We start from the raw sequence: 12998 nt of genomic DNA on the forward strand, positions 1-12998 counted from the left end.
GAAGAGAAGATGACCACATTATTAAATCCCTATTTTGGTGAGTTCGGCGGCATGTATGTGCCGCAGATCCTGATGCCCGCCCTGCGCCAGCTGGAAGAGGCGTTTGTGAGTGCTCAGAAAGATCCACTCTTCCAGGCTGAGTTTACTGACCTGCTGAAAAACTACGCCGGTCGTCCGACGGCCCTGACTAAATGCCGTAACCTGACGGCGGGCACCAACACCACGCTGTATTTGAAGCGTGAAGATCTGCTTCATGGCGGCGCGCATAAAACCAACCAGGTATTAGGCCAGGCATTGCTGGCAAAACGGATGGGTAAAACCGAAATCATCGCCGAAACCGGTGCCGGGCAGCATGGCGTGGCGTCGGCCTTGGCCAGCGCCCTGCTCGGCCTGAAATGCCGTATCTACATGGGCGCTAAAGACGTTGAGCGTCAGTCGCCGAACGTCTTCCGTATGCGTCTGATGGGTGCGGAAGTGATCCCGGTACACAGCGGCTCGGCCACCCTGAAAGATGCCTGCAACGAAGCGCTGCGCGACTGGTCTGGTAACTATGAAAACGCCCACTATATGCTGGGCACCGCTGCGGGCCCGCACCCGTTCCCGACCATCGTGCGTGAATTCCAGCGCATGATCGGGGAAGAGACCAAAGCGCAGATCCTCGAAAAAGAGGGGCGCCTGCCGGATGCGGTGATCGCCTGCGTCGGCGGTGGCTCTAACGCCATCGGCATGTTTGCCGACTTTATCGACGACACTAACGTAGGGCTGATTGGCGTTGAACCTGCCGGTCACGGCATCGAAACCGGCGAACACGGTGCGCCGCTGAAGCACGGTCGCGTGGGGATCTACTTCGGTATGAAAGCACCGATGATGCAAACCGACGAAGGCCAGATCGAAGAGTCGTACTCTATCTCTGCCGGGCTCGACTTCCCGTCAGTAGGGCCGCAGCACGCGTATCTCAACAGTATCGGTCGCGCCGAATACGTCTCTATTACCGATGACGAGGCCCTGGAAGCGTTTAAAACCCTGTGCCGCAAGGAGGGGATCATCCCGGCGCTGGAGTCCTCCCACGCCCTGGCCCATGCCCTGAAAATGATCAAAGACAACCCGGAAAAAGAGCAGTTGCTGGTGGTAAACCTTTCCGGTCGCGGTGATAAAGACATCTTCACCGTTCACGATATTCTGAAAGCACGAGGGGAAATCTGATGGAACGTTACGATCACGTGTTTGCTGAACTTAAAGCCCGCAAGGAAGGCGCATTTGTTCCCTTCGTGACGCTGGGCGACCCCTCTCCAGAGCAGTCGTTAAAGATTATCGACGCCCTGATTGAAGCAGGTGCCGACGCGCTGGAGCTGGGCATTCCCTTCTCCGATCCGCTGGCCGACGGCCCGACCATCCAGAGTGCGACCCTGCGCGCCTTTGCGGCAGGCGTAACACCAGGCCAGTGCTTCGAGATGCTGGCGACCATTCGTCAGAAATATCCGGCTATTCCGATTGGCCTGCTGATGTACGCTAACCTGGTCTTCAACCGTGGGATCGACGAGTTTTACGCCGAATGCGCCCGCGTGGGGGTGGATTCGGTGCTGGTTGCCGACGTGCCGGTTGAGGAGTCTGCGCCGTTCCGCCAGGCCGCGATGCGTCATAACGTCGCGCCGATCTTTATCTGTCCGCCTAACGCCGACGACGATCTTCTGCGCCAGATCGCGTCCCACGGTCGCGGCTACACCTACCTGCTGTCGCGGGCAGGCGTGACGGGCGCGGAAAACAAAGCCGCCCTGCCGCTGCATCATCTTGTTGAAAAGCTGACGGAATACAACGCCGCGCCGCCGCTACAGGGCTTTGGTATTTCGGCGCCTGAGCAGGTTTCTGCCGCGCTGGGTGCCGGGGCTGCGGGCGCGATTTCCGGTTCAGCCATCGTCAAAATTATCGAGAACAATGTCGATAAGCCTGAGCAGATGTTGAGCGAGCTTAAATCCTTCGTCAGTGCCATGAAAGCGGCCACCCGTCCGCAATAATAAAATCGCCGTCTGGTTTTGCCAGACGGCCTCCCGCATAAATTGATCCCTTCGAGCTTTAACGCATTTAACACTTTCCAAAATACTATCCACGCGTATTATCCCCCCGTCTTATAAAACTTCCTCCTTAATCCTTCTGAGTTCAGAGGTTTAACTATGTCATGGCACGACTTTAAGCAGACTTATTTAATTAAGTTCTGGTCACCTGTTCCTGCGGTCATCGCTGCGGGTATCCTCTCCACCTACTATTTCGGCATCACCGGCACGTTCTGGGCGGTCACCGGCGAATTTACCCGCTGGGGCGGACAACTGCTGCAGCTGGCAGGCGTTCACACCGAAGAGTGGGGTTACTACAAACTGATCCACCTTGAAGGCACTCCCCTTACCCGCATCGACGGCATGATGATCATCGGCATGTTCGGCGGCTGTTTTGCGGCGGCGCTGTGGGCAAACAACGTCAAATTGCGCCTGCCGCACAGCCGGATCCGTATCGTCCAGGCAATTATCGGCGGCATCATCGCCGGGTTTGGCGCCCGTCTGGCGATGGGCTGCAACCTGGCCGCCTTCTTCACCGGGATCCCACAGTTCTCCCTGCACGCCTGGTTCTTTGCACTGGCCACCGCCGTGGGCTCGTACTTTGGCGCCCGTTTTACCCTGCTGCCCCTGTTCCGTATCCCCATCAAAATGCAGAAGGTGAGCGCCGCATCGCCGTTAACCCAGAAACCGGATCAGGCGCGCCGTCGTTTTCGCCTCGGCATGCTGGTCTTCTTCGGCATGCTTGCCTGGGCGCTCTGCACCGCCCTCGACCAGCCTAAGCTCGGGCTGGCGATGCTTTTTGGCGTCGGTTTTGGCCTGCTGATTGAACGGGCGCAAATCTGCTTTACCTCAGCGTTTCGCGACATGTGGATCACCGGCCGTACCATGATGGCGAAGGCGATTATCGCCGGGATGGCGGTGAGCGCCATCGGGATCTTCAGCTATGTCCAGCTGGGCGTTGAGCCAAAGATCATGTGGGCAGGTCCGAATGCCGTCATTGGCGGGCTGCTGTTTGGCTTCGGGATTGTGCTGGCAGGTGGGTGTGAAACCGGCTGGATGTATCGCGCGGTCGAAGGCCAGGTGCACTACTGGTGGGTCGGTCTGGGTAACGTTATGGGTTCCACCCTGCTGGCGTATTACTGGGATGATTTATCGCCCGCGCTGGCGACAAGCTGGGATAAAGTGAACCTTATCAACACATTTGGTCCACTGGGTGGACTGCTGGTGACCTACATTTTGCTGCTGGTCGCCTTTTTACTGGTGCTGGCGCAGGAGAAGCGCTTCTTCCGTCGCGCTGCCATGAAAACTGAGATCCGCGAGGAGGCCGCATGAAAGAGATCGTACCCGACTATCGCCTTGATATGCTGGGTGAACCCTGCCCTTACCCGGCGGTCGCCACCCTTGAAGCGATGCCGCAGCTGAAAAAGGGCGAGATCCTGGAGGTGGTAAGCGACTGTCCGCAATCCATCAATAATATCCCGCTGGATGCGAGAAACCATGGCTATACCGTGCTGGATATTCAGCAGGATGGGCCGACCATCCGCTATCTGATCCAGAAGTAATATCAGGGTGGTGGCAGGCCACCTTTTGAGTATTAATCCCATTTTCTTCAGCATCTCTCCACGGAGTCTATGCTTTACATTGACTACAAAAGGAGAACGTTATGTCAGACCACAATCTTGATAATGATGCACAATATGCTGGTGAGAAGGCGAAGAACAAGCTGGATGAATTCGCTGGCGCTGCGCAGCAGCAGTTCGGCGAAGCCGTTGATTCACCAAAACATCAGTTGAAGGGTGCCGGGCGCAAATATGCTGCACAGGCAAGTGACGTTGTAACAGATGTTACTGACGCGGTGAAAAATAATCCTCTTACCGGCCTGATTGCCGCAGGTGCGGTGGGTATTGTTCTCGGCCTGCTGTTAGGTCGTAAGTAAAAAAAGGCCCTGCGGGGCCTTCTTTTTTCAGAAGCGGTATCCCGCCGAAAACATAAATACCCATGGATCCAGACGAGTACTGATACTTTGCTGTTCCCCACCGGCTTTGAAACGGACATCGGTATCAATGTCCATGTACCAGACCGAAGCGTTGATTAACCAGTCGCGATTAATCAGATAGTCCAGCCCCACCTGTCCCGCCATGCCCCAGGAATCCTTCAGACTCAGATCAGACAGGCCCGCCGCTTTACCGGTATCGTTAAACTTCTCATCAAAGAAGGTGGTGTAGTTGACCCCGGCACCGATATAGGGGCGCACCTTGCTCCCGGCATCACCGAAATACCACTGGGCCATCAGAGTGGGCGGCAGATGGTGAACCGTGGCGATATCCCCGGTTGGCCCCGTACCTACCTTATGGCGAAACGGCGTGGCCGCCAGCAGTTCAACGCCTACGTTGTCGGTCGCCATCCAGGTGAACGTCATCCCGGCCTGGGTATTGTTATTAACGTTAAAACCGCCTAAACCCAGAACATTCTCCGAGCCTTCCGTAGGACGTACCGTGGCAGTCCCCAGGCGGAAGAAAAACTCGCCCGCTTCGTGGGCAACGGCACCGCCGGAAACTGTGCTCAGGATCAATGCTGCGAGTGCTGCTTTTTTCATATCCATTCCCTCGTTATGGTTTACTGGCGACGGGAATATACCTACAAATGATTAATAGTGATCTAACCAAGATCACATCGAATTCAGAGATTTAACATTCATTGATCTAAATTAATATTTTGAGTCGTTGGCAAAAATTGCCAGGAGGGGTCTGGATCAATTTTGTCTTTTCGGGCAAACAGAGCCCAGCGGGGTAACCTTCGCGCAAAATGGAAGCAGGGATTACGGGCGCTTTACAAAGATATGCTTTTCCATACAAGGCTTGATACTGCCACCGTGCGGTTATCCAGGGTACAATTGCCCGCTAATTAACACCTGCAATACTCAAGGAGAGTGCATGTCTATCACGGCGAAGTCTGTCTACCGTGACACGGGGAATTTTTTCCGCAATCAGTTCGTTACCTTTTTACTGATCGCCTTGTTGTGCGCATTTATCACGGTGGTACTTGGTCATGCCTTTTCGCCGAGTGAGGAGCAGATTGCCAGCCTGAGCGAAGGCGATCAGATCGCCAGCAGCGTCGGGCTGTTTGAGATGGTGCAGAACATGACGCCGGAGCAGCAGCAGATCCTGTTGCGGGCATCGGCGGCCACCACCTTTTCAGGCTTGATTGGTAACGCCATTCTGGCCGGCGGCGTGCTGCTGATGATCCAGCTGGTGTCGGCCGGGCAGCGCGTCAGCGCACTGCGGGCCATTGGAGCCAGTGCGCCGCTGCTGCCAAAGCTGTTTATCCTGATCTTTTTAACCACCATGCTGGTGCAATTAGGGATTATGCTGGTCGTGGTGCCGGGCGTGCTGCTGGCCATTGTGCTCGCCTTCGCGCCCGTGATGGTGGTGCAGGACCGCATGGGCATTTTTGTCGCCATGCGTAGCAGCATGCGCCTGGCATGGTCTAATATGCGTCTGGTTGCCCCGGCGGTAATGAGCTGGTTGCTGGCTAAAACCCTGCTGCTGCTGTTTGCACCCAATCTTGCCGTTCTGACGCCTAACGTTGGTGCTGTAGTGGCGAATACCCTGAGCAACCTGATCTCCGCAGTCTTGCTCGTCTATTTGTTCCGCCTGTATACGTTAATTCGCCAGTAATTTTTCTGATGGCCTGGCATCACGCGCAGGCCGTCGCTGATGATGGAATCGAAGAATGAAGCAGTTTCTTGATTTTTTACCCCTTGTCGTCTTTTTTGCTTTCTACAAGCTGTATGACATTTACGCAGCAACGACTGCCCTGATCGTCGCCACCGCGGTGGTGCTGATTTACAGCTGGGTTCGCTACCGTAAGGTTGAAAAAATGGCCCTGATCACCTTTGTGCTGGTGGCCTTCTTTGGCGGGCTGACCGTCTTTTTCCACAACGATGAGTTCATCAAATGGAAAGTGACCGTCATCTACGTGCTGTTTGCCGGTGCGCTGCTGTTCAGCCAGTGGGTCATGAAAAAGCCGCTTATTCAGCGCATGCTGGGTAAAGAGCTGGCGCTGCCGCAAACGGTCTGGTCGCGCCTGAATATCGCCTGGGCGGTGTTCTTTATTCTCTGCGGCCTGGCGAATATCTACATCGCCTTCTGGCTGCCGCAGAATATTTGGGTGAATTTCAAGGTGTTTGGTCTGACCGCACTGACACTGATTTTCACCCTGCTGAGCGGCATCTATATTTACCGCCATATGCCGCAAGACGATAAGAACTGATTTTTTGGCCAGCGCAACGCACGCGCTGGCCACGTCGTTATAAGCTGAGAAAAGAATGACTACACAAGACGCCCCTCAGGGTGAACTGGTTTTACGCACACTTGCAATGCCCGCCGACACCAATGCGAACGGCGATATTTTTGGCGGCTGGCTGATGTCGCAGATGGATATGGGCGGGGCCATTCTCGCTAAAGAGATTGCGCACGGCCGCGTGGTGACGGTCCGGGTCGACGGGATGACCTTTTTACGTCCTGTTGCCGTAGGAGATGTGGTCTGCTGTTACGCGCGTTGCGTGAAGCGTGGAAATACGTCGGTATCAATCAATATCGAGGTGTGGGTGAAGAAAGTCTCTTCAGAACCTATCGGCCAGCGGTATAAAGCCACCGAAGCGCTGTTTATTTATGTGGCGGTGGATAGCGAAGGTAAACCTCGCCCGTTACCTCAGGTATAAAAAAAGCCTCCCAATCGGGAGGCTTTTTTATTATTCCATCTGTGCCCCGCCGTTGAGGCGGAATACAATATTCACGATCAGCCCGCTGCCCGGCTTACCGGCTTCATAACGCCATTTACGCATGGCGGTTTTCACTTCCCGCTCAAACATATTCGACGGCTGTGCGGACAGAATCTGGACATTATCCACTCGTCCATCGGCGGTGACGTCAAATTTCACCCGAACACGTCCTTCAATGCGTAATGCCTGCGCACGTGCCGGGTATTGCGGCTGGTTACGGCTCAACGCACGTGGACCTGCCGGAGCCGCAGCAACCGGCTTCGCGGTGGCCGGCGTGGAGTTCATGACCGGACGAGCCGGGGCCGTGCGCTCAACCGGCTGGGTGGTGCGGGGCTCAACCGGGCGCTCTTGGCGCTTCGGACGCTCTTCCACTTTCTTCACGGGTTTTGGTTTCGGCTTCGGCTTCGGTTTTGGCTTGGGCTCCGGCTTATGGATCACCACAGGCGCTTCTTTTGGCGGTTCAGGAACGATTTCAGGTTCCGGTTCCGGCTCGGGTTCGGGCTCTGCAACAGGTTCCGGTGGTGGCGCGACCTGCACGGGCTCCAGCTCCGCAGGCGTTACCATGGTCACAGAAATCGGCTGCGCGGGCGCTGGCATTTCAATAACCTGATGTACCGATGTGTAAAGCAGACCCGCCACGACGGCTCCGTGAATTCCGACGGACAACAGCGTCGGCCAGGGAAAGCGGCGAGGTAAATCAAGGGTCATTGAAGTCATAATCGTTTCAGTTAAAAAGCCAGGTCTCGATTTTAAATGCAAATAGCAATCATATTCAATAAGCCAGTTAAACTTCGACCGAATTAACCGTTCAGCTGACGAAAAAAGGCACGTTTTCAAAAGGGTTTTAACAATACCGATATCTTTGCATTGCAGTCCCCTGCACTTTCACTTAACGTAATTCACACTTTTATCGGTTAAGGAGCTCCGCTGTGCTTTACGTGATTTTTGCTGCAGATGTTGCTGATTCTCTGGAAAAACGCCTCTCCGTGCGCCCTGCCCATCTGGCGCGCTTACAACTGCTGCATGACGAAGGCAGATTACTGACCGCAGGCCCAATGCCTGCCGTAGACAGCAACGATCCGGGTGCGGCAGGATTTACCGGCTCGACGGTGATTGCCGAGTTTGAATCTCTCGAAGCGGCGCAGGCCTGGGCGCAGGACGACCCCTATGTGGCGGCAGGCGTCTATGATAACGTCGTGGTGAAGCCGTTTAAAAAAGTTTTCTAGGATAAAAAAAGGCTCCGTAAAAGGAGCCTTTTCCTGTCAGTTCAGCGAGGCCAGTCGCGCCGCAAAACCCACGAAGAGTAAACCAATCAACCCGTTCCCCAGCTTCGCCAGTTTCTTTTTGGTTTTCAGGTAGCGCGTAACAAACGCCCCGGAGAAGATCAGGAAGCTCATGTAGACAAAACTGATGATTTCCAGCGTGACCGCGAGGATCATAAACGCCACGCCGGTGTGTTTAGCCTGAACATCAATAAACTGCACAAAGAACGAGACATAAAACAGGATCGCCTTCGGGTTGGTCATACTCAGCACCAGCGAGCGCTTCATGATAGTTTTGGCCGGCTCAAGACCGCCAGCTTCACCCGGCTGTTTATGCCTCATCACTGACCAGAGCATCTTGCCCCCCAGCCATAACAGATAAAATGCCCCAAGATAGCGAACGATATTAAAAAGCATAGGGGTGGTCTGGATCAGTGCTGCGACTCCTGCCCAGGCCAGAAACATCAGCACCGCGTCCCCGATAAATACGCCGCTCGCGGCCAGATAGCCCTTCTTCACGCCGTGACCGATACCGGTTTTTAAAACGAATAAGGTATTGGGCCCGGGCACCAGCACGATGAAAATAGCCCCGACAACATAGGTCCAGAAATTGAGTACACCCAAATCCGCAAACACTTCATCCTCCTTTTTGAAATAGCGAATAATAAAAAAACATCGGGCACCTCTGAGGGTGCCCTTGAATCATTCAGTAATCCTGAACGGCGAACAGCAACGCATTGCGATGACGGTTCATACTGCATTTTCTGATGGCGTGGATACGCATATTACGGCGGGATTGTGCTTCCAGCCAACGCGCTTTGCGACGACCTGTCTGTCGCAACATGCGCCAGCGCCCTACTTCTGTTCTACTGCGCTTCATGTTTACAACTCTTCACAAAACAGAGCGACCATTATAGTCCGTTGCCTGCGGCAGACCAGCGCTTTTATCTGGCGTTTTTATTTGCCAGAAAAATCCTGACGCGTAAACTCATAACAATACGCTTTCAAAAGGATTTTTTATTATGACAACCTTCTACACCGTGGTGAGTTGGCTGCTCATTCTGGGATACTGGCTGTTAATCGCAGGGGTGACGTTACGCATCCTGATGAAACGCAGAGCCGTTCCCTCTGCCATGGCATGGCTGTTGATTATTTTTATCCTGCCGCTGGTCGGCATTATTGCGTATTTATCCTTCGGCGAGCTTCACCTCGGCAAACGTCGGGCCGAACGCGCCCGGGCGATGTGGCCTTCGACCGCGAAATGGCTGAACGACCTCAAATCCTGCAAACATATCTTTGCCGAAGAGAACAGTGACGTCGCCGCGTCTTTATTTAAGCTCTGCGAACGGCGCCAGGGCATCGCCGGGGTGAAAGGCAATCAGCTGCAATTAATGACCACCTCTGATGACGTGATGAACGCGCTGATCCGCGATATCCAGCTGGCACGCCATAACATCGAGATGGTGTTCTATATCTGGCAACCGGGCGGCATGGCCGATCAGGTAGCCGAATCTTTGATGGCTGCCGCCCGGCGCGGTATTCATTGCCGCCTCATGCTTGACTCTGCCGGGAGCGTGACCTTTTTCCGTAGCAACTGGGCATCGATGATGCGCAATGCGGGTGTGGAAGTGGTCGAAGCCTTAAAGGTCAATCTGATGCGTGTGTTTCTGCGCAGGATGGACCTGCGTCAGCACCGCAAAATGGTGCTGATTGACAACTACATAGCCTATACCGGCAGCATGAATATGGTCGATCCGCGCTTCTTTAAACAGGATGCCGGAGTGGGCCAGTGGATCGATCTGATGGCGCGCATGGAGGGCCCGGTTGCCACCGCGATGGGGATTGTCTACTCCTGCGACTGGGAAATCGAAACCGGCAAACGTATTCTGCCGCCACCGCCGGATGCTAACATCATGCCGTTTGAGCAGGCCAGCGGGCATACTATCCACACCATTGCGTCTGGCCCGGGCTTCCCGGAAGATCTGATCCATCAGGCGCTGTTGACTGCAGCCTATTCCGCCCGTGAATACCTGATCATGACCACCCCTTATTTCGTGCCGAGTGACGATCTGCTGCACGCTATCTGCACCGCTGCCCAGCGTGGCGTCGATGTGAGTATCATCCTGCCGCGCAAGAATGATTCCGTGCTGGTCGGCTGGGCCAGCCGGGCGTTTTTCAGCGAACTGCTGGCGGCGGGGGTGAAGATTTACCAGTTCGAAGGTGGGCTGTTGCACACCAAGAGCGTGCTGGTGGATGGTGAGCTCAGCCTGGTGGGGACGGTGAACCTGGATATGCGCAGCCTGTGGCTCAACTTTGAGATCACACTCGTGATCGACGATGCGGGTTTTGGCGGCGATTTGGCCGCGGTACAGGACGACTATATCTCACGCTCGCGCCTGCTGGACGCCCGGCTGTGGATGAAAAGACCGCTGTGGCAGCGAATTACCGAACGACTGTTTTACTTCTTTAGTCCGTTGCTGTAAAACGTGCCAAACGATGTTAAACAGGTAGTCATCATGGAAATGGATCTGAACAATCGCCTGACCGAAGACGAAACGCTCGAGCAGGCCTACGATATCTTTCTGGAACTGGCCGTCGATAATCTCGATCCGGCTGATGTCATTCTCTTCAATCTGCAGTTTGAAGAGCGTGGCGGCGCCGAGCTGTTCGACCCGTCTGAAGACTGGGCTGAACATGTCGATTACGACCTGAACCCGGACTTCTTCGCCGAGGTGGTGATTGGCCTGGCGGACACCGACGGCGGTGAGATCAACGATATTTTTGCCCGCGTACTGCTGTGTCGCGAGAAAGACCACAAGCTGTGCCACATACTCTGGCGTGAATAAAAAAAGGCTGCGAATGCAGCCTTTTTTATTACCTGTCATCTGCTCAGAGCGGATCGACCTTCAGGCAGGAGACCGCATGGCGGAAGCTGCCTTCCAGCACCGGACGCGTTTTGGCGCACTCCGGCCCGGCAATCGGGCAGCGGGTACGGAATACGCAGCCTGACGGCGGATTGATCGGCGACGGCAGCTCCCCTTCCAGAAGCTGAATCGTTTTATTCTGCTCAAGGTCAGGATCCGGCACCGGCACCGCAGACATCAGCGCTTTGGTGTAAGGGTGTAACGGGTTGTGATACACCTCATCATAGGTGCCCAACTCAACCGCATGGCCAAGATACATCACCAGGACGCGATCGGAGATGTGTTTGACCACCGCCAGGTCGTGAGCGATGAAGATCAGCGACAGGCCCATCTCACGCTGCAGCTTTTGCAGCAGGTTAACCACCTGCGCCTGGATGGACACGTCCAGGGCGGAGACCGGTTCGTCACAGATAATCAGTTTCGGCTCGAGGATCAGCGCGCGGGCAATACCGATACGCTGGCACTGCCCGCCAGAGAACTCGTGCGGGTAGCGGTTGATGAGGTTTGGCAGCAGGCCAACTTTCATCATCATCGCCTTAACACGGTCACGCACTTCCGTACGCGGCATCTTCGGATGATAGGTCCGCAGCGGCTCGGCGATAATCTCCCCGATGGTCATACGCGGGTTCAGTGACGCCAGGGGATCCTGGAAAATCATCTGGATGTCGCTACGCACGTCGCGCCACTCTTCCTGTTTCATCCCCAGCAGATCTTTACCCAGCCAGGCCACCTTGCCGTCGGTGGCTTTAACCAGGCCGATAATGGCACGGGCGAAAGTGGATTTACCACAGCCTGACTCCCCCACCACGCCGAGGGTTTCCCCTTCGTACAGACGCAGGGTTACGCCGTCCACCGCTTTCAGGGTTTTGGCCGGTTGCCAGAACCACTGCTTGCCATCCTTGATGTCGAAATGCACCTTCAGATCGGCGATTTCGAGCAGAACATTTCTTTTTTCGTCGGTCGCGTTCATACCAGCTCCTCGTACGGCTTAAAGCAGGCGCGCAGACGGCCTGGGGCAAACTCTTCCAGCGGCGGAGCGCTGTTACAGATCTCCATCGCGTGCGGACAGCGCGGCTGGAACGGACAGCCCTTCGGCAGACGCAGCAGGTTTGGCGGGTTTCCAGGGATAGTCAGCAGCGACTCGCCTTCCGCATCGAGACGCGGTACCGCATTCAGCAGGCCGATAGAATAAGGATGCGCCGGATGGTAGAACACATCGCGCGCTTTACCGTATTCCATAGTACGACCGGCATACATCACCAGTACCTTGTCGCAGATCCCGGCTACAACGCCGAGATCGTGAGTGATCATGATGATGGCGGTATTAAACTCACGCTTCAGCTCGTTCAGCAGGGTCATGATCTGCGCCTGCACGGTCACGTCCAGGGCAGTGGTCGGCTCATCGGCAATCAGCAGTTTTGGCCGACACAGCAGCGCCATCGCGATCATGACGCGCTGGCGCATGCCGCCGGAAAACTCATGCGGGAACATGCGCATACGCTTACGCGCTTCCGGCATTTTTACCGCATCCAGCATCTTCACCGACTCTTCAAACGCTTCGGCTTTGCCCAACCCTTTATGCAGCATCAGGACTTCCATCAGCTGCTCGCCCACACGCATGTACGGGTTCAGGGAGGTCATGGGATCCTGGAAAATCATCGAGATTTGCTCGGCACGCAGCTTATTCAGCTCATTTTCCGGCAGGTTGAGGATCTGTTTGCCGTTAAAGAGCGCAGACCCGCCGATAACACCGTTTTGCGCCAGCAGGCCCATCAGCGCGAACGCCGTCTGGGATTTACCGGAGCCGGATTCACCCACGATACCCAGGGTTTCGCCAGCCCGCAGGCTGAAGTTAAGATCGTTGACTGCGGTCACGTCGCCATCAGGCGTTTTGAAGGTGACGCGCAGATCTTTCACATCCAGCAGAAGGTTACTCTGCTGATGCGCTTGTGGGGCAGATGCCGTTTCAATAATAGTCATG

Annotated in this window: 17 protein-coding genes and 1 pseudogene; 12 read left to right on the plus strand and 6 right to left on the minus strand. The window is 55.3% G+C overall.

The genetic code is table 11. From position 1 onward, the window contains the following. The first annotated feature begins 9 nt into the window (after positions 1 to 9). The 5 genes from trpB to NB069_RS12785 all read left to right on the plus strand — a co-directional run bounded on the left by trpB (position 10) and on the right by NB069_RS12785 (position 3984). Positions 10 to 1203: a tryptophan synthase subunit beta gene (trpB, locus tag NB069_RS12765; protein WP_250584074.1), complete on the plus strand. Its 1194-nt coding sequence runs from the start codon at positions 10 to 12 to the stop codon at positions 1201 to 1203. After that, entirely contained in the window at positions 1203 to 2012 is an 810-nt protein-coding gene (gene trpA / locus NB069_RS12770; protein ID WP_250584075.1) for a tryptophan synthase subunit alpha, read from the plus strand. Before trpB ends, trpA begins: the two co-directional genes overlap by 1 nt. A 156-nt stretch (positions 2013 to 2168) precedes the next feature. Next, positions 2169 to 3380: a selenium metabolism membrane protein YedE/FdhT gene (yedE, locus tag NB069_RS12775; RefSeq protein ID WP_250584078.1), complete on the plus strand. Its 1212-nt coding sequence runs from the start codon at positions 2169 to 2171 to the stop codon at positions 3378 to 3380. Further along, entirely contained in the window at positions 3377 to 3610 is a 234-nt protein-coding gene (gene yedF / locus NB069_RS12780) for a sulfurtransferase-like selenium metabolism protein YedF (protein WP_250584080.1), read from the plus strand. Before yedE ends, yedF begins: the two co-directional genes overlap by 4 nt. Before the next feature lie 101 nt (positions 3611 to 3711). Next, a complete protein-coding gene (locus NB069_RS12785; protein ID WP_250584082.1) occupies positions 3712 to 3984 on the plus strand; it encodes a DUF883 family protein in 273 nt (90 codons plus the stop codon). Between the two features lie 27 nt (positions 3985 to 4011). Here NB069_RS12785 and ompW read toward each other — a convergent pair whose 3' ends face one another. Continuing rightward, positions 4012 to 4644, minus strand: a complete 633-nt coding sequence (gene ompW / locus NB069_RS12790; RefSeq protein ID WP_250584084.1) for an outer membrane protein OmpW — start codon at positions 4642 to 4644, stop codon at positions 4012 to 4014. 219 nt (positions 4645 to 4863) lie between these two features. Here ompW and NB069_RS12795 point away from each other — a divergent pair. The 4 genes and pseudogenes from NB069_RS12795 to yciA form a co-directional block, all read left to right on the plus strand. After that, a pseudogene (locus NB069_RS12795) lies at positions 4864 to 4956 on the plus strand (YkgJ family cysteine cluster protein); the annotation flags it as partial. Positions 4957 to 4981: 25 nt separating this feature from the next. Continuing rightward, positions 4982 to 5725, plus strand: a complete 744-nt coding sequence (locus NB069_RS12800) for a YciC family protein (RefSeq protein WP_250584086.1) — start codon at positions 4982 to 4984, stop codon at positions 5723 to 5725. Positions 5726 to 5780: 55 nt separating this feature from the next. Beyond that, positions 5781 to 6320: a septation protein A gene (locus tag NB069_RS12805; protein WP_250584088.1), complete on the plus strand. Its 540-nt coding sequence runs from the start codon at positions 5781 to 5783 to the stop codon at positions 6318 to 6320. A 55-nt stretch (positions 6321 to 6375) separates the two neighbouring features. After that, complete coding sequence (gene yciA / locus NB069_RS12810) at positions 6376 to 6771, plus strand: acyl-CoA thioester hydrolase YciA (RefSeq protein ID WP_250584090.1); 396 nt, start codon at positions 6376 to 6378, stop codon at positions 6769 to 6771. A gap of 30 nt (positions 6772 to 6801) precedes the next feature. Here yciA and tonB read toward each other — a convergent pair whose 3' ends face one another. Further along, the gene (gene tonB / locus NB069_RS12815; RefSeq protein WP_250589514.1) at positions 6802 to 7539 is read right to left on the minus strand and encodes a TonB system transport protein TonB; all 738 of its coding nucleotides are present in this window, start codon (positions 7537 to 7539) and stop codon (positions 6802 to 6804) included. A gap of 221 nt (positions 7540 to 7760) precedes the next feature. Between tonB and NB069_RS12820 the strand changes: the two genes are divergently transcribed. After that, positions 7761 to 8057, plus strand: coding sequence for a YciI family protein (locus NB069_RS12820; RefSeq protein WP_032611245.1), 297 nt, complete (start codon positions 7761 to 7763; stop codon positions 8055 to 8057). Positions 8058 to 8093: 36 nt separating this feature from the next. On the opposite strand, the gene leuE is transcribed toward NB069_RS12820, so the two are convergent. Beyond that, positions 8094 to 8729, minus strand: a complete 636-nt coding sequence (gene leuE, locus NB069_RS12825; protein ID WP_250584093.1) for a leucine efflux protein LeuE — start codon at positions 8727 to 8729, stop codon at positions 8094 to 8096. A gap of 70 nt (positions 8730 to 8799) precedes the next feature. Further along, entirely contained in the window at positions 8800 to 8973 is a 174-nt protein-coding gene (locus NB069_RS12830) for a YciY family protein (RefSeq protein WP_098946243.1), read from the minus strand. 142 nt (positions 8974 to 9115) lie between these two features. On the opposite strand from NB069_RS12830, the gene cls reads away from it, so the two are divergent. Next, positions 9116 to 10576, plus strand: coding sequence for a cardiolipin synthase (cls, locus tag NB069_RS12835; protein ID WP_250584094.1), 1461 nt, complete (start codon positions 9116 to 9118; stop codon positions 10574 to 10576). A gap of 33 nt (positions 10577 to 10609) precedes the next feature. Beyond that, positions 10610 to 10939, plus strand: a complete 330-nt coding sequence (locus tag NB069_RS12840) for an HI1450 family dsDNA-mimic protein (protein WP_032611249.1) — start codon at positions 10610 to 10612, stop codon at positions 10937 to 10939. 43 nt (positions 10940 to 10982) lie between these two features. Here the strand turns inward: NB069_RS12840 and oppF are convergent, their stop codons facing one another. Further along, positions 10983 to 11987 (minus strand): murein tripeptide/oligopeptide ABC transporter ATP-binding protein OppF, encoded by a 1005-nt coding sequence (gene oppF, locus NB069_RS12845; protein WP_250584096.1) that lies wholly within the window; start codon positions 11985 to 11987, stop codon positions 10983 to 10985. Continuing rightward, a complete protein-coding gene (locus NB069_RS12850; protein WP_250584099.1) occupies positions 11984 to 12997 on the minus strand; it encodes an ABC transporter ATP-binding protein in 1014 nt (337 codons plus the stop codon). The genes oppF and NB069_RS12850 overlap by 4 nt, the downstream gene beginning before the upstream one ends. Position 12998 lies beyond the last annotated feature (1 nt).

Source organism: Leclercia adecarboxylata, from assembly GCF_023639785.1.
In the GTDB taxonomy this organism is placed as follows: Bacteria; Pseudomonadota; Gammaproteobacteria; order Enterobacterales; family Enterobacteriaceae; genus Enterobacter; species Enterobacter adecarboxylatus_D.

Excerpts from the sequence above, each read along its gene's own strand:
- yciA (WP_250584090.1), top strand. The coding sequence starts at position 6,376 with ATGACTACACAAGACGCCCCTCAGGGTGAACTGGTTTTACGCACACTT.
- NB069_RS12800 (WP_250584086.1), top strand. The coding sequence starts at position 4,982 with ATGTCTATCACGGCGAAGTCTGTCTACCGTGACACGGGGAATTTTTTC.
- yedF (WP_250584080.1), top strand. The coding sequence starts at position 3,377 with ATGAAAGAGATCGTACCCGACTATCGCCTTGATATGCTGGGTGAACCC.
- NB069_RS12805 (WP_250584088.1), top strand. The coding sequence starts at position 5,781 with ATGAAGCAGTTTCTTGATTTTTTACCCCTTGTCGTCTTTTTTGCTTTC.
- cls (WP_250584094.1), top strand. The coding sequence starts at position 9,116 with ATGACAACCTTCTACACCGTGGTGAGTTGGCTGCTCATTCTGGGATAC.
- NB069_RS12840 (WP_032611249.1), top strand. The coding sequence starts at position 10,610 with ATGGAAATGGATCTGAACAATCGCCTGACCGAAGACGAAACGCTCGAG.
- ompW (WP_250584084.1), bottom strand. The coding sequence starts at position 4,644 with ATGAAAAAAGCAGCACTCGCAGCATTGATCCTGAGCACAGTTTCCGGC.
- trpA (WP_250584075.1), top strand. The coding sequence starts at position 1,203 with ATGGAACGTTACGATCACGTGTTTGCTGAACTTAAAGCCCGCAAGGAA.
- yedE (WP_250584078.1), top strand. The coding sequence starts at position 2,169 with ATGTCATGGCACGACTTTAAGCAGACTTATTTAATTAAGTTCTGGTCA.
- NB069_RS12850 (WP_250584099.1), bottom strand. The coding sequence starts at position 12,997 with ATGACTATTATTGAAACGGCATCTGCCCCACAAGCGCATCAGCAGAGT.
- oppF (WP_250584096.1), bottom strand. The coding sequence starts at position 11,987 with ATGAACGCGACCGACGAAAAAAGAAATGTTCTGCTCGAAATCGCCGAT.
- NB069_RS12785 (WP_250584082.1), top strand. The coding sequence starts at position 3,712 with ATGTCAGACCACAATCTTGATAATGATGCACAATATGCTGGTGAGAAG.
- NB069_RS12830 (WP_098946243.1), bottom strand. The coding sequence starts at position 8,973 with ATGAAGCGCAGTAGAACAGAAGTAGGGCGCTGGCGCATGTTGCGACAG.
- trpB (WP_250584074.1), top strand. The coding sequence starts at position 10 with ATGACCACATTATTAAATCCCTATTTTGGTGAGTTCGGCGGCATGTAT.
- tonB (WP_250589514.1), bottom strand. The coding sequence starts at position 7,539 with ATGACCCTTGATTTACCTCGCCGCTTTCCCTGGCCGACGCTGTTGTCC.